Raw genomic sequence first — 20503 nt, forward strand, 5'->3', positions numbered from 1 at the left:
ATGTTTGAATGAATCTTAGAGCAAAGGAAAAGCATTTACAGGAAAAGGGAAAAGAAAGGCAGAAGGAGCCGGGCTTTTCACAGAGAATCCGGAAAGGAGAGGACGGGATGGCATTGAACGATATCGAGTGCTGTGATTTCTACCAGGTGCACGATGATGTGGTGCAGGCCGTAAGGGACAAGATGCCGCAGGAGGATGAGCTTTACGATCTGGCCGAGATTTTCAAGGTGTTTGGAGATTCTACGAGAATCAAGATTCTTTACGTTTTGTTTGAGGCGGAGATGTGCGTCTGTGACATTGCCCAGCTTCTGAATATGACCCAGTCGGCAATCTCACATCAGCTCAGGATACTGAAGCAGTCCAGGCTGGTGAAAAGCCGCCGGGACGGGAAGGCAGTGTTTTACTCCCTGGCAGACAGTCATGTGAGAAGCATCATTAACCAGGGAATTGAGCATATTGAGGAATAGAGAGAAACAAAAAAACGTATGTCCGGCCCCGAAGAAGGGCTGAGAAAATAAAAGAACAGCAGAAGGATGGAGGAATCTGATATGAAGAAAAAATTTAAACTGACGGATCTGGACTGTGCAAACTGTGCTGCAAAGATGGAAGCGGCTATCAAGAAAATCGAGGGGGTTTCCGATGCAAGCGTCAGCTTTCTGATGCAGAAAATGACCATTGAGGCAGATGAGGAACGCTTCGACGCGATTATGAAAGAGGTCGTAGAGGTGTGCAGGAAGGTGGAGCCGGACTGCATCATCAACATGTAGCAGAGGGCGTAAGGGGACTGAGCGGTCCCAGCCCCTCTTCAGGGCATTCCTGTGGGAGATAAAAAGGTTGAGCAGCTGCAGGGATACAGTATTTTGAGAAAGGCGGAGGCGTTATGACAAAGAAGCATAAAGTGATGCTGGCAAGGATTATCGCAGCATTTATTATCTATATACCACTGTTTGCAGCCGCCCATATGGGTGTGACGGAGGGCATGAGCCGGCTGGTTCAGTTTGCGGTGTTTCTCGTCCCGTATCTGGTGATTGGCTGGGATATTGTATACAAGGCTTTCCGGGGCATTGCAAACGGACAGGTGTTTGATGAAAACTTCCTGATGACACTGGCCACTTTCGGAGCCTTTGGAGTGGGAGAGTATTCAGAGGCGGTAGCTGTAATGCTGTTCTACCAGGTAGGCGAGCTTTTCCAGAGCTATGCGGTGAACCGTTCCAGACAGTCCATCACAGAGCTTATGGACATCTGCCCTGAGTATGCCAATATTGAGCGGGACGGAACGCTTGAACAGGTGGATCCGGATGAGGTGGAAGTAGGAGACATCATTGTGATCAAGGCAGGCGAGAGAATCCCGTTAGACGGCCGTGTGGTTTCCGGTGAATCCATGGTAGACACCTCGGCTCTGACAGGAGAATCTGTTCCACGCAGAGTGAGCGAGGGCTCTGAGATCATAAGCGGCTGTGTCAACGGCAGCGGGCTTCTCCGCGTAGAGGTCACAAAGGAATTTGACGACTCCACAGTGGCCAGGATTCTGGAGCTGGTGGAAAATGCCAGCAGCAAAAAAGCCAAGGTGGAGAACTTCATCACACGTTTTGCCAGATATTATACTCCTATAGTAGTGATCGCGGCCGTGCTTCTCGCAGTCGTGCCTCCTGTCCTCCTGGGAGAAGACTTTGGGGAATGGATTCAGAGAGCCTGCATCTTCCTCGTTATCTCCTGTCCCTGTGCCCTTGTTATCTCTGTGCCTCTTGGCTTCTTCGGAGGAATCGGCGCTGCATCGAGAAACGGAGTGCTTGTAAAGGGAAGCAATTATCTGGAAGCGCTGGCGCAGATGGATACGATTGTATTTGACAAGACGGGAACACTCACCAAGGGAGAGTTTAAGGTGACGGAGGTTCTCCCGGCGGGAATAGAGGAGAAGGAGCTGCTGAGGCTGGCAGCTCTGGCTGAATCCTATTCCACCCACCCGATCGCGGCATCGATCCGGGAGGCCTATGAGGCATCCAGCCAGGCGAAACTGGATACCTCTGCTCTCGGTCAGAGTGAGGAAATTTCCGGACACGGCATCAAGACAGAAATAGAAGGATCCACAGTCCTTGCGGGCAATGGAAAGCTGATGGAACAGATGGGAATTCCCTATGAAAGCTGTGACAGCATAGGAACAGTAGTCTATGTGGCCAGGGACGGTGTATTTGCAGGAACCATCGTGATCTCTGACACTATCAAGGAACATTCCGCCCAGGCTGTGGCTGCTCTGAAGAAGGCAGGAGTCAGAAGGACAGTTATGCTTACAGGAGACAGAAAAGCTGTAGGCGAGGCTGTGGCTGAAAAGCTGGGGCTCGACGAGGTCTGCACAGAGCTTCTTCCGGCCGATAAGGTGGAGAAGGTAGAGGAACTGCTGAAATCAGAGGGCGAGGGCAGGAAGCTGGCCTTTGTGGGAGATGGAATCAACGATGCTCCCGTTCTCACCAGGGCAGACATTGGAATTGCCATGGGCAGCATGGGTTCTGACGCAGCGATTGAGGCTGCCGACATTGTTCTGATGGACGATGACCCGGCCCGCATCGCGCTGACAGTTCGGATAGCAAGGAAGACCCTGGCGATTGTAAAGCAGAACATTGTGTTTGCTCTGGCAGTGAAGGCTCTGGTTCTGGCTCTGGGCGCCTTCGGAATGGCGAATATGTGGGAGGCAGTATTTGCCGATGTGGGAGTCTCGGTTATTGCCATATTAAATGCCATGAGGGCCCTTAAAATCAAGTAAAAAGCAGAGCAGAAAATCTGCCTCTGAATAAGACTGCGCGGACAATGGACGGCAGGGTGTAAAGACACCTTTTCATCTGCCTTCCATTGTCCGCGCTTTTATGGTAGACTGGACAGAGAGCAAAATGCCGGAAAACGGCAGGTTAAGGAAACGGCTGAAAAGAGATGATGCGAGCCGTTCGATCCTTCCCGGAGCGGATGAAAGCGGGGAAAAGCAGCTGGGATAAAGCGGCCGGGATAAAATAGCCGGGACAAAGCAGCCAGGGCAAAGCGACCGGGACAAAGCGGCCGGGACAAAACAGCTGGGATAAAACAGCCGTGATAAACCAGACAGGATAAAACAGATATGGCAGGAGGACTGGGATGAGGGACAGGGAACATACATCCTGCAGGGATGAAAAAGAAGAGACACAGAAAAAAACGGGCGGGGAGCTGAGCCAGCCGGACGGCAGAGGAGAAAAGGCGGATCAAGGAGAAGAGAATTTTTCTGCAGATTTTGTGATCTGGTGTACCAGCTGCGGAAGGCCTCTTCCGGAAGAATCTGTGTACTGTGAGTTCTGCGGAGAGAAAATAGAAAGGGAGCTAGAGGAGGAAACTAAGGACGCTGCAGATGAACCTGAAGGCAAAAAGACAGGAAAATTATTTCTGAATGCAGCTGGAAAAAAGAAACTGGCCGTTTTCCTGACTGCTGCCGCCTGCGGAGTAATTCTTCTCCTGATTGCCCCGGGAAAGGAGACAGAAGGGAGTCAAAGCTTTTCCGGATACATAAAGGATAACAGCCTGTTTGCCATCGACGGGGATGGAGCGGCAGAGGAGCTGACAGACTACTATCTGTCAGACTGGAAGCGGAGGGAAGAGACGCGGCTTCCCTATGACAATTCCTGCGCTCCCGTTATCACGGCAGACGGGACACAGATTTGGTATCCGGAAAAAATAGGGGACAGCTCCTTCACTCTGATGCATTATAATAAGAAGAAGCAGGAAAAGATAGACAGCGGTGTGGTATCCTTCCAGGCGGCGGGAAGCACAGCGGTATATGAAAAAAACAATACAGGTTTGTATGTCAGCCGCGGCGAAGGGAGAGATAAGCTGTCGGCAGGCGTGGCCTTCTACCAGCTCTCAGAGGATGGAAGCTCTGTTATCTGGGAGGAGGAAAATGCAGATGGAACAAGGGAGCTGTTTTACAGACAGCTGGACGGAGGAGACGCAGAGAATGTGTGCTTAGAGAGGGAAGATACCCTGCTTGACGTATCCGATGATTTAAGCTCCATCCTATACGAGAAGGATGGAGATGTGTGGCTGCTCCTCGGAGGAAAGGAGAAGAAACGGCTTGTGCAGAATACTTCACAGCTCTTTCTGCCGGAAGCAGAGAGCAAAACCCTGTTTTTCACCAGGGAGGAAGGCGAAGGAGAGAGCCTGTATTTTCTGGACGAAAATGGAGAGGAGAATCTGCTTGACCGGGAATTTTTGTTTCTGATTCACGGGGAGGATGGATTTCTCACCTACAAGGCCGTTTCGGACAGCGGGGAAGAAGTGAGAATTGCGACACAATATGGCAGTGCAGCTGTAGACTGCGGGCAGGAAACCCCGATTGCCGAAGAAAGAGGGTACGCCTGGTATACAGCAGAGCCGGAGCCGGGAGTGCCGCTGTCGCTGTGCCGGGTATCCCTTGAACCGGACAGCTTTGGGAGAACAGAGGAGATAGCGCAGGCAGTGGAGGCCTGGTGCGGCCTGCTGGGGGAAACGCCCCTTTATCTGAGGGATGGAAGCGAAGAAGCAGGAGATCTCTACCTGGGAGAAGAGAGAGCGGCCTATGATGTGAAGATGGATTCTGTGACGCTGGACAGCGCGCAGACAAAGGCATACTGCATTGCCCAGTATGACGCTGAGGCTCGGAGCGGAGTTTTGCTGGAGGTGACAGAAGGGGGAACCAGGCAGATAGGAGAGGATGTTTCCGGATACGGGTATACGTCAGACGGACAGATTTTCTATTTTACTGATTACGAACCCCAGAGGGGGCGGGCTGCGCTGAACCTGTATGACAGAGAAAGCCAAAAAACAGAGCAGATAGATACGGATGTCTGGGCCTATTACGCAGAGTCGGCGGACGGCCGGGAGAGAGGAGCTGTGCGGCAGACGGAGATCCGCTAGGACATCCGGCAGAAAAACAGCAAGGCAGCTAATAAAGGTGATAAAACACATTCTGCCGTCAGGCAGAGGACAGAGGAAAAACTGAAAGACACTGAAAAAAAGCGGAAAAGACAGGAAAAGATACGGGAAAGAGGGAAGAAGGGATACCAATGGCAGAGGATACGATCAAGAGAGTGAAACTGGAACTTGGAAAAAAGGCGGCGGCAGTGAACCGGAAGGCAGCTCTCATCCTGGAGCTCAGCCGCCTGCGCCTGGAAGCCGGAAATCTGAGGGGAGAGATCGCCCAGACAGAGAGAGAAAAGGAAGCGCTGGTTGCCCAGGCTGCCATGGAGGCCTATGAGAAGTGGAAGAAAGGAGAGGAATTTCTGGAGGAGCTTGAGGAAGCTTTTTCCCAGGCCAGGGAGCTGGAAGAGGAAAATCAGGAGAGGGAGAAGGACATTGTCTGTCTGGAAAAGACATCCAGAGAACTGCGTGCTCTGAAGAATAATGAGGAGCTTTGCGGGGAAGAGGAACCGGAAAAAGAGACAGAAAAGGAGCCGGAACAGGAGTCAAAAAAAGAGCCGGAACAGGAGTCAGAAAAAGAGCCGGAACAGAAGTCAGAAAAGGAACCGGAAAAAGAAGCAGGGACAAAAAAAGAGTCAGAGGAGGAAGAGGGAAAAAAGGCAGAGAAAAAACAAACGGAGAAACAGGAAGCCCGCTTTTTCTGTCCCCGGTGCGGGGCAGTCTATGCAAAAAAAGTAAATTTCTGCCGCAGGTGCGGTACCCCCATATCCTACGAAGACTGCCGGGACAGCCAGGGGCCGGACATCCAGGCTTCGGGCAGTCAGAATCGGGACAGTCAGGGGCCGGATATCCAGGCTTCGGGCAGTCAGAACCAGGGCAGCCAGGCATCAGGCAGTCAGGAACCGGGCAGCCAGGCATCAGGCAGTCAGAATCCGGGGCAGCCCGGCGCGGAGCAGTCAGAACCAGAAAAGCCCGGCGCAGAGCCATCCGGATTAGCCGGTGTTTAAAAGAAAGCAGATGAACAGTAAGGAAAAGGAGCAGAAGCCTCCCCCTGAGACGACCTGCCGAAAGTCAGATTCCAGACCGAAATCTGACCTGCGGAAGGCCGCTCAGGAAGCGGCTCTGCTCCTTTATTTGTGGCTGTTTTGGTATAACATAAAAGCCAGATAAAAACAGAAGGCTTAACGCTTATTGCTCTTCTTCCAGATGTGCATCTTCTCAGCCTCGGCGATGAGCTGATCCCGGAAGTCAGGGTGAGCTACGGAGATAATGGCCTCACACTTCTGCCAGGTGGTAAGTCCCTTTAAATTGACCTTTCCAAACTCTGTTACCAGATAGTGGATGTTGGCTCTCGTGTCAGTGACGATGGAGCCCGGATTTAAGGTCGGCACAATTCTGGACTGAAGGCTGCCGTCCTTGCCCTTGAAGGTGGAGGAGCAGCAGATGAAGCTCTTTCCGCCCTTGGAGAGGTAAGCTCCCAGCACGAAGTCCAGCTGGCCGCCGGCTCCGCTGATGTGCTTGATTCCTGCAGACTCTGCATTTACCTGTCCGAACAGATCCACGTCAACTGCATTGTTGATGGACATGAAGTTGTCCAGGGCGGAGATGGAGCGGATGTCGTTTGTGTAGTCCACAGGAGCGCTCATACACTCCGGATTGTTGTGCAGGTAGTCGTAGAGCTTCTTTGTTCCGGCTCCGAAGGCATATACCTGGCGTCCCTTGTCAATAGCCTTGTGGGCGCCTGTGATCTTTCCGGCCTTTGCAATATCTACGAACGCGTCCACGTACATCTCCGTGTGAACGCCCAGATCCTTTAAGTCGGACTTGGCAATCAGGGAGCCTACTGCATTCGGCATTCCTCCGATTCCCAGCTGTAAGCATGCTCCGTCAGGAATTTCCTCCACAATGAGCTTTGCAACAGCCTCGTCCACCTCGGAGGCAGCTGCGCCGCCGCCCATCTCTCCGATGGCAGGGTTGTCCCCCTCGATGATCATGTCTACATCAGAGATATGTACGCAGTTCTCGAAGCCGCCCAGGCAGACCGGCATGTTTTCATTCACTTCCACAATCACAACCTTGGCTTTCTCACAAACGGCGGCCATGTGGGAGGCGTTGGGGCCGAAATTAAAGAAGCCGTGCTCATCCATGGGAGCAACCTGGAATACAGCTACATCGAGAGGAGTGGAGGACTCTCTGTAGTATCTTGGAAGCTCAGAGTAACGGATAGGAGCATAGTAGGCAAAGCCCTGGGCAATGGCCTTTCGCTCGATTCCGCTCATATGCCAGGAGTTCCATGTAAAGTGCTCTGCCGGATTCTCAATCTTGAAAACCTCCGGCACCCACATGAGGATACCGCCGCGTAAGTTTACATCGTGAAGCTCCGGCATTCTCTTGGCGAGAGCTGCGTCGAAGGCAACCGTCGTACCGGTAGTCCAGCCATAGTCCACCCAGTCCCCGGATTTAACGACAGCGGCGGCCTGGTCTGCGGACACAAGTTTCTGATCATACATGTTCTTATAATCCATATTGTTCACCTGTTCCTTTTATTTTTATATTTAGTTTTGTTAATAGTTTATCATTACCCGCTGGCAAGGTCAATAAGATTACTTATGAAATGCAGGTAAAATAAGTTAATAAATTATAAATTGATAATTATTTATCAATTTTTCATTGACAGTTTTGCCAAGCGGTGGTACTATAGAATTACTATCATTTATGCAAATATCTTATCTTACAGGCTAATCATGACAAGGAGGAAACAGATTATGTCAAAGAAAGTCGTAATAGCAGGTGCATGCCGTACTGCCATTGGCTCTATGGGCGGACAGTTAAGCACAGTTCCGGCGGCAGAGATGGGCGCAGTTGTTATTAAGGAAGCTCTCAAGAGAGCAGGAGTTGCTCCGGAGCAGGTTGATCACGTTTACATGGGCTGTGTAATCCAGGCCGGCCTTGGACAGAACGTGGCACGCCAGGCATCCATCAAGGCAGGACTTCCGATCGAGGTTCCGGCAGTTACGCTGAATGTTGTTTGCGGCTCCGGTCTTCAGTGCGTAAATGCAGCTGCTGAGATGATTATCGCAGGCGACGCTGACATTGTTGTAGCAGGCGGAACAGAGAATATGTCCGCTGCTCCATATGCCCTCAAGAATGCGCGTTACGGATACCGCATGGGCAACGCTCCGATGATTGATACCATGGTAAATGACGCTCTCTGGGATGCTTTCAACAACTACCACATGGGAATCACAGCAGAGAACATCTGCGACGAGTGGGGCATCACAAGAGAAGAGCTGGATGAGTTCTCCGTTGCAAGCCAGGCAAAGGCATGCGCAGCGAGAGAGTCCGGAAGATTCAAAGACGAGATCGTGCCGATCGAGGTTAAGAAGAAAAAAGAAACCGTTATCGTTGACACAGACGAGGGTCCGCGTCCAGGCACAACCATGGAAGGCCTTGCAAAGCTGCGCCCGGCATTTAAGCCAGACGGCGGCCGCGTGACAGCAGGAAATGCATCCTCCATCAACGACGGTGCGGCAGCAGTTGTCGTTATGAGCGAGGAGAAGGCAAAAGAGCTCGGCATTAAGCCGATGGCTACATGGGTTGCAGGAGCCCTTGGCGGTGTAGACCCGCGCATCATGGGTATCGGCCCGGTAGCTGCCACAAAGAAGGTTCTGGCAAAGACAGGCCTTACAGTAAACGACTTTGATTTAATCGAGGCCAACGAGGCATTCGCTGCACAGTCTATCGCAGTAGCCCGTGAGCTTGGTTTCAACAAAGAGAACCTGAACGTAAACGGCGGAGCCATCGCTCTCGGCCATCCGGTAGGAGCTTCCGGCTGCCGTATCCTGGTTACACTGCTCCACGAGATGCAGAAACGCGATGCAAAGAAGGGACTTGCAACCCTGTGCATCGGCGGCGGAATGGGCTGCGCAACCATCGTCGAGAGAGAATAAAAAACAGCTGAGCACATAGTGCGAAGCTGTTTGCTACCCGAACGAAGCGAAGCGGAGTTTGGGTTTCCCGTCCGTTTTTATGAAACGAGGAACGAGTGGAATAAAAAACAGCTGAGCACATAGTGCGAAGCTGTTTGCTACCCGAACGAAGCGAAGCGGAGTTTGGGTTTCCCGTCCGTTTTTATGAAACGAGGAACGAGTGAAATAAAAAACAGCTGAGCACATAGTGCGAAGCATAAAATTAAATAAAGCAGCAGTCAGCGGCCGGCAGATGCACAGGGCAGCGCCTTTTGCTCTCCGGCTGCAAAAAAGCCTAAGGAGATGAACGGCATGGGTTATGTAGATTACGAACAGGAAGGATTTGTTGGTATTGTAACTATCAACAGGCCCAAGGCATTAAACGCTCTGAATGAGGAAGTGCTTAAGGATCTGGAAGCTGCGTTCGATTCCATTGATCAGAACACAGTGAGAGCGGTGATCCTCACAGGCGCAGGGGAGAAATCTTTTGTGGCGGGAGCCGATATTGCGGCTATGAGCACGATGACAAAGGAGCAGGGAGAGGCCTTCGGAAAATATGGAAATGATATTTTCCGCAAAATCGAAACATTCCCGATTCCGGTAATTGCGGCAGTGAACGGGTTCGCCCTCGGAGGCGGAAATGAACTTGCCATGAGCTGCGACATCAGAATCTGTTCTGAAAACGCAGTGTTTGGACAGCCGGAAGTGGGACTGGGAATCACTCCAGGCTTTGGTGGAACTCAGAGGCTTGCCCGCCTCATCGGTGTGGGAAAGGCCAAGGAAATGCTCTACACAGCCAGAAATATCAAGGCTGACGAGGCATACCGTCTGGGCTTTGTCAACGCAGTCTATCCGCAGGAGGAACTGATGCCGGCAGCCAAGAAGATGGCAGGCATCATCGCCGCAAACGCCCCGATTGCTGTGCGAAACAGCAAGAAGGCAGCAAACGACGGACTGCAGACAGATATGGATCAGGCGATTGTCATCGAGGAAAAGCTGTTCGGCGCCTGCTTTGAGACAGAGGATCAGAAAGAGGGCATGGCAGCCTTCCTTGAAAAGAGAAAAGAGAAACAGTTTAAGAACCGTTAATCTTTATGGTACATAATGTTCACGACGGTACTGTTAAGACTGAGTCCGCCGCTTGTTGTTTTAAATCAGAGGAGGAGATAACAATGAAAATTGGTGTTATCGGAGCCGGAACCATGGGTTCTGGAATCGCACAGGCATTTGCACAGACAGAGGGCTACGAAGTAGTTTTATGTGATATTAACGAAGAGTTTGCCGCAAACGGAAAGAAAAAGATTGCCAAAGGATTTGAGAAGAGAATCGCTAAGGGCAAGATGACACAGGAGGATGCAGATAAGATCCTTGCCAAGATCACCACAGGCGTTAAGGATATCTGCGGCGACTGCGATCTGGTTGTGGAGGCTGCCATTGAGAACATGGAGATCAAGAAACAGACCTTCAAGGAGTTAGATGCTATCTGCAAGCCAGACTGCATTTTTGCCACAAATACTTCTTCCCTTTCCATCACAGAAGTTGGATCAGGCGCAAGACCGGTTGTAGGCATGCACTTCTTCAACCCGGCTCCTGTTATGAAGTTAGTAGAGGTCATTGCAGGACTCAACACACCGAAGGAGATGGTTGACAAGGTAATCGAAATCTCCAAGGCTATCGGAAAGACTCCGGTACAGGTTGAGGAGGGCGCAGGCTTCGTTGTAAACAGAATCCTGATCCCGATGATCAACGAGGCTGTCGGCATCTACGCTGACGGAATCGCATCTGTAGAGGGAATCGACACAGCCATGAAGTTAGGCGCAAACCATCCGATGGGACCGTTAGCTCTGGGCGATCTGATTGGCCTGGATGTCTGCCTTGCCATCATGGAGGTTCTGCAGCACGAGACAGGAGATACAAAGTACCGTCCGCATCCGCTGTTAAGAAAGATGGTTCGTGCCGGCTATTTAGGACAGAAGACAGGAAAAGGATTCTACGATTACAGCAAATAATGGATACCACTTTTTTTGGTTTTCTGTTATAATAGATTTACAACCGCATAAGGGGTCCAGGTCAGGCCCCTTTTTAGCGTGATATAAGAAGATGGAGGATTAGACATGGATTTTACATTAAGTAAAGAGCATGAGATGGCGAGAACATTATTCCATGACTTCGCCGAGAAAGAGGTTAAGCCTTTAGCGCAGGAAGTTGACGAGACAGAGCACTTCCCGACAGAAACAGTTAAGAAGATGCAGAAGCTCGGATTCATGGGCATCCCGGTTCCGAAGGAGTACGGCGGACAGGGCTGCGATCCGCTGTGCTATGCGATGTGCGTGGAGGAGCTCTCCAAAGTTTGCGGTACTACAGGTGTTATCGTATCTGCTCACACATCCCTGTGCTGTGATCCAATCCAGACATACGGTACAGAAGAGCAGAAGCAGAAATACCTGGTTCCCCTTGCAAAGGGCGAGAAGTTAGGTGCTTTCGGTCTTACTGAGCCAGGCGCTGGTACAGATGCTCAGGGCCAGCAGACAAAGGCTGTTTTAGACGGAGACGAGTGGGTATTAAACGGCTCCAAGATCTTCATCACAAACGGTAAAGAGGCTGACATCTATGTGATTATCGCTGTAACAGGCACAAAAGAGGATGCCAGAGGAAGAAAGAAGAAAGAGATCTCCGCATTCATCGTTGAGAAGGGAACGCCAGGCTTCACCTTTGGTACAAAGGAGAAGAAGATGGGTATCCGCGGATCTGCTACATATGAGTTAATCTTCACAGACTGCCGCATCCCGAAGGAGAACCTGTTAGGACAGCAGGGCAAGGGCTTCAACATTGCCATGCACACACTGGACGGCGGACGTATCGGTATCGCAGCTCAGGCTCTTGGTCTTGCAGAGGGCGCTCTTGAGAGAACAATCGAGTACGTAAAAGAGAGAAAGCAGTTCGGACGCGCTCTTGGACAGTTCCAGAATACACAGTTCCAGCTTGCTGATATGGCAACAAAGGTTAAGGCAGCTCAGCTCCTTGTTTACAGAGCAGCTATGGCTAAGGCTACACAGAAGACCTATTCCGTAGAGGCAGCTATGGCTAAGCTGTATGCAGCAGAGGTTGCTATGGAAGTTACAACAAAGGCTGTACAGCTTCACGGCGGATACGGCTACATCAGAGAGTACGATGTAGAGCGTATGATGCGCGATGCAAAGATTACAGAGATCTACGAGGGTACATCTGAGGTTCAGAGAATGGTTATCTCCGGCGCTCTGTTAAAATAGTATCCGTATTCTGCATCTATCCGCAGAAGACCGTTTGCCGCGCCGGTCTGCCGGCCAGGCAATCGTACAGACGGTGGCTCTAAATAAGCTGCAGCCCGTTCGGAGCGGGACAGGCTGTATGACATTAAAAAATAAGGAGTGAAAATACAGTGAAAATTATAGTTTGTATCAAACAGGTTCCAGATACTAAGGGCGGCGTTAAATTCAACCCGGACGGAACTCTCGACAGAGGAGCTATGCTCACAATCATGAACCCAGATGATAAGGCAGGCCTTGAGGCAGCCCTTCGTTTAAAGGATCAGTACGGCGCAGAGGTTACAGTTCTCACCATGGGACTTCCAAAGGCAGAGGAGGTTCTCCGCGAGGCTATGGCTATGGGCGCTGACAAGGGAATCCTGGTTACAGACCGCGTACTGGGCGGTGCCGATACATGGGCTACATCCCAGACAATCGCAGGTGCTATCAGAAACCTTGAGTATGATTTAATTATCACAGGCCGTCAGGCTATCGATGGAGATACAGCTCAGGTAGGTCCTCAGATCTCCGAGCACTTAAATATTCCGGTAATCAGCTACGCTCAGGATATCAAGATCGAGGGCGACAGCGTTATCGTTGAGCGTCAGTACGACGACAGATACCACGTATTAAAGGCTCAGATGCCATGCTTAATCACAGCTCTGGCAGAGTTAAACGAGCCGCGTTACATGACTCCAGGCGGAATCTTCGATGCTTATAAGAAGGAAATCACCGTATGGGGAAGAAATGACCTGAAGGATGTAGAGGACTCCAACTTAGGACTTAAGGGATCCCCGACACAGATCGCAAGAGCTTCCGATAAGGTTAGAAAGGGAGCAGGCGAGCAGGTTACTCTTGATCCGGCAGCAGCAGCTGACTACATTGTTGAGAAGCTGGCAGCAAAACATGTTATCTAATTAAAAATAAGAGAAAAGTGTGGTGAATAAGAATGAACTTAGAAGCATATAAGGGAGTATTCGTCTTTGCACAGCAGGTTGACAATGAGATCAGCGGCATCGCATTTGAGCTGATTGGCAAAGGAAAAGATTTAGCAAAAGATTTAGGAACAGAGGTTACAGCTGTTTTAGTAGGTTCTGACGTGAAGGGCCTTGCAGACGAGCTGGCTGAGTACGGCGCAGATAAGGTTATCGTTGTAGACGATCCGGAGTTAAAGGAGTACAGAACAGAGCCTTACACACACGCACTGGCATCCGTTATCAATGAGTTCAAGCCGGAGATCTTCTTAATCGGCGCTACAGCAATCGGCCGTGACTTAGGACCTCGTGTTTGCGCAAGAATCCATACAGGTCTGACAGCTGACTGTACACAGCTTGAGATTGGCGATTTCCCAATCAACCCAATGCCAGGCAAGGAGCAGAAGCACAACCAGTTATTAATGACTCGTCCTGCATTCGGCGGAAACACAATCGCAACTATCGCCTGCCCGGATTTCCGTCCTCAGATGGCTACAGTACGTCCAGGCGTTATGCAGAAGCTTCCAAAGCAGGCTGGCGTTAAGGCTAATGTAGTAGAGTACAACCCAGGCTTTACTCCAAACAAGAACTATGTTGAGATCCTCGACGTAGTAAAGGCAGTGGCTGATACAGTAGATATCATGGACGCAAAGATCCTGGTATCCGGCGGCCGCGGTGTTGGAAGCCCAGAGAACTTCAAGCTGCTTGACGATCTGGCAGAGGCAATCGGCGGAACAGTAAGCTGCTCCCGTGCCGTTGTAGATGCAGGCTGGAAGCCAAAGGCATTACAGGTAGGTCAGACAGGTAAGACTGTTCGTCCGAACGTTTACTTCGCAATCGGTATCTCCGGTGCTATTCAGCACGTAGCTGGTATGGAGGAGTCTGACATCATCATCGCCATCAACAAGGACGAGACAGCTCCGATCTTCGACGTAGCTGACTACGGCATTGTAGGCGACCTGAACAAGGTAGTTCCGTTATTAACAGAGAAGCTGAAAGCTGCAAAGGCTGCTCAGAACGCTTAATTTGCGGATCAGACAGAACATTTGGGCAGGTATCATTTCAGATACAGCCTGATACATAGAATTAAATAATCGGCCGGGGGACGGTATGGACAGAGGCATCAGGCCTGCTGGACATGCCCTCCCATGCCGGGCGGCGTCCTGCAGAAAACTGTCTGCACAGCATTTGGCACAGCCAGGTCTGCGCAGAATCAGACTCGGACAGGACGTAGTGCTCAGACGGGATAAAAACCCGCTTTCTCTGAGAAGGTGAAACAGCCTTTCGGTGAAAGCGGGTTTTTTGTGTGGAAGCTGGCGCGGCGGTGAGATGGCGCAGGAAGCGAGACAGCGCAGATGGCGGGATGGTACGGGTAGTGTGTTGGCACGGGGGAAGGAAGGGGAGAAATTAGTTCCAGCGAAGTCACAAATTTCTCCCCTTCCTTCCCACTTCCGAAACTTCAGATTCCGGCCGATGCAGGGTGTCGCTTGCTCATGTATGGTTACAGACATACTGGCTTATTTCAGCTCCTTTCTGCTCTCCTGTGCCTTTTCGATTCAGCAGTCATTTCGAGCATAAGTCTTTTAAGCTTCTGCAACATCCTGCTCCGGCCGCCTTCTCCCGCTTAATTCCTCTCCCAAACTCCGCTTACCCCCACACCTCCCATCACTCCCATCAAAACTCCCATTAAATTAAATCCTACCAATCCCCCATTACTTCCCATCTATACAGACTCCCTCATCCTTTCACATTCTCTTTCTCATTCGCCGTCCACTCACTTCCCAGGGAAAAGGAGCGGTTTTTTTATGACTTCGCTGGAATAAAAAAACCGCTCCTTTTCCCCCCTTTACACCCATCCTCCGTCCAGTCCGATAATCTGTCCGGTCAGATAGTTTTCTTTATATCCCAGATGGTAGGCTAAATCGGCCACCTCCTCGGCGCGGCCCAGTCTTCCGGCGGGGATTTCCTCGATCAGGCCAATCAGTTCCTCATCGTCGAGGAAGTGATTCATCTCGGTGTCGATGGCGCCGCAGGCGATGGCGTTGACCTGGATGTTGCTGGGGGCCAGCTCTTTTGCCAGAGCTTTAGTAAGGGCGTTGACTCCGCCCTTTGTGGCAGAGTAGGCAGCCTCGCAGGAGGCTCCGCATACGCCCCAGACAGAGGAGATGTTTATGATCTTTCCCTGCTTTTTTTCAAGCATCATGGGAATGGCCAGTTTGCAGCAGTTAAAGACGGAGGTGAGATTGGTTCTCAGAATCAGTTCCCAGTCCTCGGGTTTCATATCCTGGAGAAGTCCGATGTAGGAAATGCCGGCATTGTTGACCAGGACATCGAGGCCGCCAAACTGCTTGCGGATTTTTTTAAACAACTCTGCGCAGTTTTCCGCAACTCCCATATCGCCCAGGTAGGAGAGACAGGATACCTGAAAACTCTCGATCTCTTTTTTGGTCTGAAGGAGCTGTTCCTCACGTCTGACACAGCTGATTACCACATTGTAGCCTTTTTTTGCAAATTTTACAGCGATAGCTTTCCCGATTCCCCGGGAAGCTCCGGTGACGAGTACTGTTTTTCTTGCCATAGAGATTCACGTCCTTTCTGAAATGTCAGACAGCACTGTGGAACGCAATGCCATATGCTGCCAGGTTAATGTAATTATATCACATAGAAAAAAAGTGGGGGAGATTTGTTGCGAATATTCGTACTCAAATTGCCGGGAAGGTGAGTGAAGAATTGTCTTTTTTTGATGAAAAGAAGAAGAGAAGGATTTTCCAGCTTTTTCCAGAAAATTGTGCGGTGAAAATTAGAAAATGATGTATACTGCCTATAGAACTTGTGTTATACTTAAAGTTATGAAACATGATGCATGAGAAGTGCTCCGAGGGGAGAGTCGGGAGGACTGGATGGAAAAGATATATGATTTGATTATTGTCGGCTCCGGGCCGGCGGGGCTCGCGGCGGCGATATATGCAAAGCGGGCAGAGCTTGACACTCTGGTAGTTGAGAGAGAGATGATGAGCGGGGGACAGATCCTCAATACGTACGAGGTTGACAATTATCCCGGGCTTCCTGGAAGCTCCGGCTTTGATCTGGGGATGAAGTTCCGGGAGCACGCAGACCGTCTGGGAGCTTCCTTTGCAGAGGACAGGATAGAGAAGCTTGAACTTTCCGGTGAGATTAAGACGGTTGTCTGTGAAAAAGAGAGTTACCGTGCGAAAACAGTGATTCTGGCTACAGGGGCCCATCACAGAAAGCTGGGAGTGCCGGGGGAGGAAGAACTCTCCGGAGCCGGCGTTTCCTACTGCGCTACCTGCGACGGGGCATTTTTCAGAGACAAGACTGTGGCAGTGATCGGGGGAGGAGATGTAGCTCTGGAGGACGCGATTTTTCTGTCCAGGATATGCAGCAAGGTATATCTGATTCACCGCAGAGATGAGCTGCGGGGAGCCAAGACGCTTCAGAGCCGCATATTTGAGTCTGAAAAGATTGAGACAGTCTGGGATACGGTGGTGGATGCCATCGAGGGTGAAAACCGCGTGGAGCAGATTGCCGTGTCCAATAAGAAGACGGGTGAAAAGAAAAAAATTGCCGTGGACGGAGTGTTCATTGCCGTAGGCATCGAGCCGGAAAGCGCGCCCTTTAAAGGCACTCTGGAAATGGATAAGCAGGGATATATCATCGCAGGGGAGGATGGCGTAACTTCAGTTCCGGGCGTGTTTGCAGCCGGAGATGTGCGCACGAAGCAGCTGCGCCAGGTGATCACAGCGGCAGCGGACGGGGCCAACTGTGTCACCAGCGCGGAGAGGTATCTGGCAGAGAGATAGGAGGAAATGTACAGATGGAAACGCCATTTAAAGCACTGGCCTGCCTGTGTACGGTTGCCGCTTTAGCAGCGGCAGCGCCTTTCGGAGCGCAGGCGGCGATTAACCTGGAAACTGATGCGTCTGTGGCAGGAGTTTCTGTGGCGATGAACAATTACTATGCAGGCAGCCTTGATCCGGAAACAGAGCTGGCAGAGGCCTTCTCGTCAGATGAGACGCTTGCCCAGGTAGAAAAGAGCGGAAAAGAAGATGCGCCGGTTGTAAAGACCTCCTCATCCTCTGACTACGACAAGGTGGCCGTGTCCCAGGTTTCCAACTATGTCAATGTCAGGACAGAGCCGAATACCACCAGTGATGTGGTGGGCAAGATTTACAACAACTGTGCTGCAACCATTCTTGACACAGTAGACGGAGAGGGAGGAAAATGGTACAGGATTCAGTCCGGTACTGTGAACGGCTACATTAAGGCCCAGTACTTCATTACAGGCGCTGAGGCGGAGAAAAAGGCCAGGGAGGTCGGAACTACCTATGCGAAAGTGGCTCATACCGCAACTCTCCGCCTGAGGCAGGAGCCGAATCTTGAGAGTGCGACCCTTGACCTGCTCTCTTCTGATGCAGAGTATGAGGTAATCGGACAGGAGGGTGATTTCTACAAGATTTCCGTGGACACAGATCTGGTGGGCTATGTGTTTAAGGATTATGTGGACACAAGAGTAGAATTTGACCAGGCTGTCTCCAGCTCCGAGGAGGAGTCAAAAGCCGCGGAGGAAGAGGCGCGCAGGCAGGAGGCAAAGAAGGCTCTCGAAGAGCTGGAAGCTGCCAAGAAAGAGGCTGCCAAGGAGACAGAAAAAGCGCCGGAGACGACTAAGGCCAAGGAGACGACAAAAGCGAAGGAGACCACCAAGGCCAGGGAAACCAAAGAGCCGGATTCGGAATTCAGCGGAACGATTGAGCAGAACCCGGATGGAACGCCTCGGGAAACACAGGAGTCGAAGAAGCAGGAGACTACCAAGGCGCCGGAAACTACCAAGGCCAAGGAAACCCAGAAGGATGACTCGCCAAAATCTCCGGCAGGCCCAGGCAACTCTTCCGGAAACTCAGGCTCGTCCGGCAGCTCCGGAAAGGTTGAGAAAGCTACAAGGACGGCGGTAGTTGCCTATGCAAAGCAGTTCCTGGGAAATCCTTATGTTTACGGCGGGACAAGCCTGACAAACGGCGCAGACTGCTCCGGCTTCACTCAGGCGGTTTATGCTCATTTCGGAATCACTACCGGGCGCAGCTCCAGGGATCAGGCGGCCAGAGGAAAGGAGATTCCGGTGGATGAGGCTCAGCCGGGCGACCTTCTCTTCTATGCCAGCGGAAGCTACATCAACCATGTGGCTATGTACATAGGTGGAGGCCAGGTAATTCACGCCAGCAACCCTAAAACGGGAATCTGCATTTCACCGTCCAACTACAGGACACCGTGCAAGGCTGTCACCTTCCTGGATTAGGGAAAGGTCAGAAAAAGTCCGGCATCAGAGAGACATAAGCTCTGATGCCGGACTTTTTTATATAACAGGAAACTTCGTTCCCTGTTATATAAAAACGCTCCGCGGGGATCGCACTGGGTTGGAGAGGAAAATGACGCTTTTGCGACCCGCCGCAGGCGGAGAATCCTGCTTTGCAGGATTCTTTCTTGTTCAATAGGAAATTTCATTTCCTATTGAATAAGAAATGACGTTGATGCGCACTCACACGCAAGGTAGATGTTGCCTGAAGGCAACCGCGCTCGGCGCGAGTGTGCGCCTTGGCGCACACTTTTTTAATCTATAGGAAAGAACATGATTTCCAGTGATACTTACGGTTCGCCAGCCGTCTTCCCGGAGGAGGCTTCAAGCTCTGAAAAGGACTTCTGGGTGAAATAGGTGGAAAGAAGAACGGAGGTGTTGGAAAGGCCGAATTTTCGTATCTGCTCCAAAAGGGACTCCAGTTCTGCGGAATTTGCAACCCGCACCTTCAATAGAGCGTTGTTCAGACCTACAATGTGATGATGCTCGATAATAGCCGGAGCAGCTTCACAGAACCGGCAGAAGCCGTCGTATTCCTTGGGAGGTACGTTGATCCAGATAAAAGCCGAGATATGGCTGCCCATCAGCCGGTCATTGATCTTGGCGTGAAATCCCGAGATGACCCCTGAGTCCTTCAGACGATTGATCCGCTCCGCAACGGCCGGAGCTGTAAGGCCTACCTGCTGTCCGATTTCGCGGGTGGAGGTTTTGCAGTTTTTCTGCAGGATATTGATGATTTTTATATCAGTATTGTCCAATCAGATTCCTCCTTTGCAGTATCTTCCCCAAACTATAATAGTATAGACCATTGACGATGAAATGTAAATGAATTCTGTAAGCTGGTTAATCAATCGGAAACAGATTTGTTAGGAAAAAGAATAATCAAAGTAAATGAAAAACCTGTACAATAATGTTGCGTAAATGTTAGAATTATCTTACAATGAAAAAATTATAGCCCTTGAGACCGGATATGGCGAAGGCTGCGAAAGGCTTTGCCCGCCTGGGAGGCGGCGTAAGGCGGAAACAGTGACGGCTGCTGTGATTCGGACAAGAACGGCATAAGGCGCTGAATCAGGAGGTAAAAATGATGATGAACAAGTTGCTTGAGTGTGTGCCCAATTACAGTGAAGGACGCGATATGCAGAAGGTAGAGCAGATTGTAGACTGCTTTCGGGGGAAAAAGGGTGTGAAACTTCTGGATTATCAGACGGATAAGGATCACAACCGCTGCGTTGTGACTGCAATCGGAGAGCCGGAGGCTTTAAGGGACGCAGTCATTGCTTCCTTTGGAAAGGCTGCAGAGCTGATTGATATGACAAAGCATGAGGGACAGCACCCGAGGATGGGAGCTGTGGATGTTGTCCCCTTTATTCCATGCCGCAATACTTCCCTGGAGGAGGCGGATGCCGTTGCAAAGGAGGTAGCGAAGGCAGTAGGAGAGAGGTACGCAATTCCCTGCTTCCTATATGAATCTTCAGCCACAGCTCCCCACAGAGTGAATCTTGCCAGTATCAGGAAGGGCCAGTTTGAGGGAATGGCTGAGAAGATGAAGGACAAGGAGCTGTGGACCCCTGATTTTGGTCCGGAAACCATTCATCCGACTGCAGGTGTGTCAGCTGTCGGAGCCAGAATGCCGTTGGTGGCCTTCAATGTAAACCTGGATACCTCAGATTTGGAGATTGCCAACCAGATCGCCAGAAAGATCCGCCACATTAACGGAGGATACCGCTATGTCAAGGCCATCGGCGTCATGCTGGAGGAAAGGGGGATTGCCCAGGTTTCCATGAACCTGACCGACTATACCAAAACGGCAATCTACCGCGCCTTTGAGGCTGTAAAGATGGAGGCGAGACGCTACGGCGTGCGGGCCGTTGGAACGGAGATTGTGGGGCTCCTTCCCATGCAGGCATTAATTGACTGCGCTGAGTATTATCTTCAGGTTGAAAACTTTGACAGCGCCCAGGTAATGGAGAACAGACTTTTAGAGGAGGAGTAGAG

At 51.0% G+C, this 20503-nt stretch carries 17 protein-coding genes; 14 read left to right on the plus strand and 3 right to left on the minus strand.

Going from position 1 to position 20503, the window contains the following annotated elements:
* Positions 1–107: 107 nt before the first annotated feature.
* From LK436_RS05880 to LK436_RS05900, 5 genes are all read left to right on the plus strand, one after another.
* The gene (locus tag LK436_RS05880) at positions 108–467 is read left to right on the plus strand and encodes an ArsR/SmtB family transcription factor (RefSeq protein WP_021965613.1); all 360 of its coding nucleotides are present in this window, start codon (positions 108–110) and stop codon (positions 465–467) included.
* Between the two features lie 81 nt (positions 468–548).
* On the plus strand, positions 549–767 hold the full coding sequence (locus tag LK436_RS05885; RefSeq protein WP_015574739.1) for a cation transporter: 219 nt from the start codon (positions 549–551) through the stop codon (positions 765–767).
* Positions 768–880: 113 nt separating this feature from the next.
* Positions 881–2758, plus strand: a complete 1878-nt coding sequence (locus LK436_RS05890) for a heavy metal translocating P-type ATPase (RefSeq protein WP_008399423.1) — start codon at positions 881–883, stop codon at positions 2756–2758.
* 362 nt (positions 2759–3120) lie between these two features.
* Positions 3121–4908, plus strand: coding sequence for a zinc ribbon domain-containing protein (locus LK436_RS05895; protein WP_008399419.1), 1788 nt, complete (start codon positions 3121–3123; stop codon positions 4906–4908).
* A 149-nt stretch (positions 4909–5057) separates the two neighbouring features.
* On the plus strand, positions 5058–5918 hold the full coding sequence (locus tag LK436_RS05900; RefSeq protein ID WP_008399418.1) for a zinc ribbon domain-containing protein: 861 nt from the start codon (positions 5058–5060) through the stop codon (positions 5916–5918).
* Between the two features lie 174 nt (positions 5919–6092).
* Here LK436_RS05900 and LK436_RS05905 read toward each other — a convergent pair whose 3' ends face one another.
* A complete protein-coding gene (locus tag LK436_RS05905) occupies positions 6093–7436 on the minus strand; it encodes a butyryl-CoA:acetate CoA-transferase (RefSeq protein ID WP_008399415.1) in 1344 nt (447 codons plus the stop codon).
* 240 nt (positions 7437–7676) lie between these two features.
* On the opposite strand from LK436_RS05905, the gene LK436_RS05910 reads away from it, so the two are divergent.
* The 6 genes from LK436_RS05910 (at position 7677) to LK436_RS05935 (ending at position 14162) form a co-directional block, all read left to right on the plus strand.
* Positions 7677–8861: an acetyl-CoA C-acetyltransferase gene (locus LK436_RS05910; protein WP_021965618.1), complete on the plus strand. Its 1185-nt coding sequence runs from the start codon at positions 7677–7679 to the stop codon at positions 8859–8861.
* A gap of 330 nt (positions 8862–9191) precedes the next feature.
* The gene (locus tag LK436_RS05915) at positions 9192–9968 is read left to right on the plus strand and encodes an enoyl-CoA hydratase-related protein (RefSeq protein WP_015574745.1); all 777 of its coding nucleotides are present in this window, start codon (positions 9192–9194) and stop codon (positions 9966–9968) included.
* Between the two features lie 83 nt (positions 9969–10051).
* Positions 10052–10888, plus strand: coding sequence for a 3-hydroxybutyryl-CoA dehydrogenase (locus LK436_RS05920; protein WP_015544237.1), 837 nt, complete (start codon positions 10052–10054; stop codon positions 10886–10888).
* A 105-nt stretch (positions 10889–10993) separates the two neighbouring features.
* Positions 10994–12148 (plus strand): acyl-CoA dehydrogenase, encoded by a 1155-nt coding sequence (locus tag LK436_RS05925; protein WP_008399409.1) that lies wholly within the window; start codon positions 10994–10996, stop codon positions 12146–12148.
* 149 nt (positions 12149–12297) lie between these two features.
* Entirely contained in the window at positions 12298–13080 is a 783-nt protein-coding gene (locus LK436_RS05930; protein ID WP_008399407.1) for an electron transfer flavoprotein subunit beta/FixA family protein, read from the plus strand.
* Between the two features lie 32 nt (positions 13081–13112).
* On the plus strand, positions 13113–14162 hold the full coding sequence (locus tag LK436_RS05935) for an electron transfer flavoprotein subunit alpha/FixB family protein (protein WP_008399406.1): 1050 nt from the start codon (positions 13113–13115) through the stop codon (positions 14160–14162).
* A gap of 821 nt (positions 14163–14983) precedes the next feature.
* Here the strand turns inward: LK436_RS05935 and ymfI are convergent.
* On the minus strand, positions 14984–15715 hold the full coding sequence (ymfI, locus tag LK436_RS05940) for an elongation factor P 5-aminopentanone reductase (RefSeq protein ID WP_008399402.1): 732 nt from the start codon (positions 15713–15715) through the stop codon (positions 14984–14986).
* 322 nt (positions 15716–16037) lie between these two features.
* On the opposite strand from ymfI, the gene trxB reads away from it, so the two are divergent.
* Entirely contained in the window at positions 16038–16958 is a 921-nt protein-coding gene (gene trxB / locus LK436_RS05945; RefSeq protein ID WP_008399399.1) for a thioredoxin-disulfide reductase, read from the plus strand.
* A 14-nt stretch (positions 16959–16972) separates the two neighbouring features.
* Positions 16973–18448 (plus strand): NlpC/P60 family protein, encoded by a 1476-nt coding sequence (locus LK436_RS05950; RefSeq protein WP_008399397.1) that lies wholly within the window; start codon positions 16973–16975, stop codon positions 18446–18448.
* A gap of 347 nt (positions 18449–18795) precedes the next feature.
* Here the strand turns inward: LK436_RS05950 and LK436_RS05955 are convergent, their stop codons facing one another.
* Positions 18796–19263 (minus strand): Lrp/AsnC family transcriptional regulator, encoded by a 468-nt coding sequence (locus LK436_RS05955; protein WP_008399393.1) that lies wholly within the window; start codon positions 19261–19263, stop codon positions 18796–18798.
* A 329-nt stretch (positions 19264–19592) separates the two neighbouring features.
* Between LK436_RS05955 and ftcD the strand changes: the two genes are divergently transcribed.
* Positions 19593–20501 (plus strand): glutamate formimidoyltransferase, encoded by a 909-nt coding sequence (ftcD, locus tag LK436_RS05960; RefSeq protein ID WP_015574747.1) that lies wholly within the window; start codon positions 19593–19595, stop codon positions 20499–20501.
* Positions 20502–20503 lie beyond the last annotated feature (2 nt).

This window comes from Clostridium sp. M62/1, from assembly GCF_020736365.1.
Classification (GTDB): Bacteria; Bacillota; Clostridia; order Lachnospirales; family Lachnospiraceae; genus Otoolea; species Otoolea saccharolyticum_A.

Coding starts and splice junctions, on each gene's coding strand:
- LK436_RS05890 (WP_008399423.1), top strand. CDS start 881: ATGACAAAGAAGCATAAAGTGATGCTGGCAAGGATTATCGCAGCATTT.
- LK436_RS05920 (WP_015544237.1), top strand. CDS start 10,052: ATGAAAATTGGTGTTATCGGAGCCGGAACCATGGGTTCTGGAATCGCA.
- trxB (WP_008399399.1), top strand. CDS start 16,038: ATGGAAAAGATATATGATTTGATTATTGTCGGCTCCGGGCCGGCGGGG.
- LK436_RS05905 (WP_008399415.1), bottom strand. CDS start 7,436: ATGGATTATAAGAACATGTATGATCAGAAACTTGTGTCCGCAGACCAG.
- LK436_RS05885 (WP_015574739.1), top strand. CDS start 549: ATGAAGAAAAAATTTAAACTGACGGATCTGGACTGTGCAAACTGTGCT.
- LK436_RS05895 (WP_008399419.1), top strand. CDS start 3,121: ATGAGGGACAGGGAACATACATCCTGCAGGGATGAAAAAGAAGAGACA.
- LK436_RS05910 (WP_021965618.1), top strand. CDS start 7,677: ATGTCAAAGAAAGTCGTAATAGCAGGTGCATGCCGTACTGCCATTGGC.
- LK436_RS05880 (WP_021965613.1), top strand. CDS start 108: ATGGCATTGAACGATATCGAGTGCTGTGATTTCTACCAGGTGCACGAT.
- LK436_RS05915 (WP_015574745.1), top strand. CDS start 9,192: ATGGGTTATGTAGATTACGAACAGGAAGGATTTGTTGGTATTGTAACT.
- LK436_RS05925 (WP_008399409.1), top strand. CDS start 10,994: ATGGATTTTACATTAAGTAAAGAGCATGAGATGGCGAGAACATTATTC.
- LK436_RS05950 (WP_008399397.1), top strand. CDS start 16,973: ATGGAAACGCCATTTAAAGCACTGGCCTGCCTGTGTACGGTTGCCGCT.
- LK436_RS05935 (WP_008399406.1), top strand. CDS start 13,113: ATGAACTTAGAAGCATATAAGGGAGTATTCGTCTTTGCACAGCAGGTT.
- LK436_RS05900 (WP_008399418.1), top strand. CDS start 5,058: ATGGCAGAGGATACGATCAAGAGAGTGAAACTGGAACTTGGAAAAAAG.
- ftcD (WP_015574747.1), top strand. CDS start 19,593: ATGATGAACAAGTTGCTTGAGTGTGTGCCCAATTACAGTGAAGGACGC.
- ymfI (WP_008399402.1), bottom strand. CDS start 15,715: ATGGCAAGAAAAACAGTACTCGTCACCGGAGCTTCCCGGGGAATCGGG.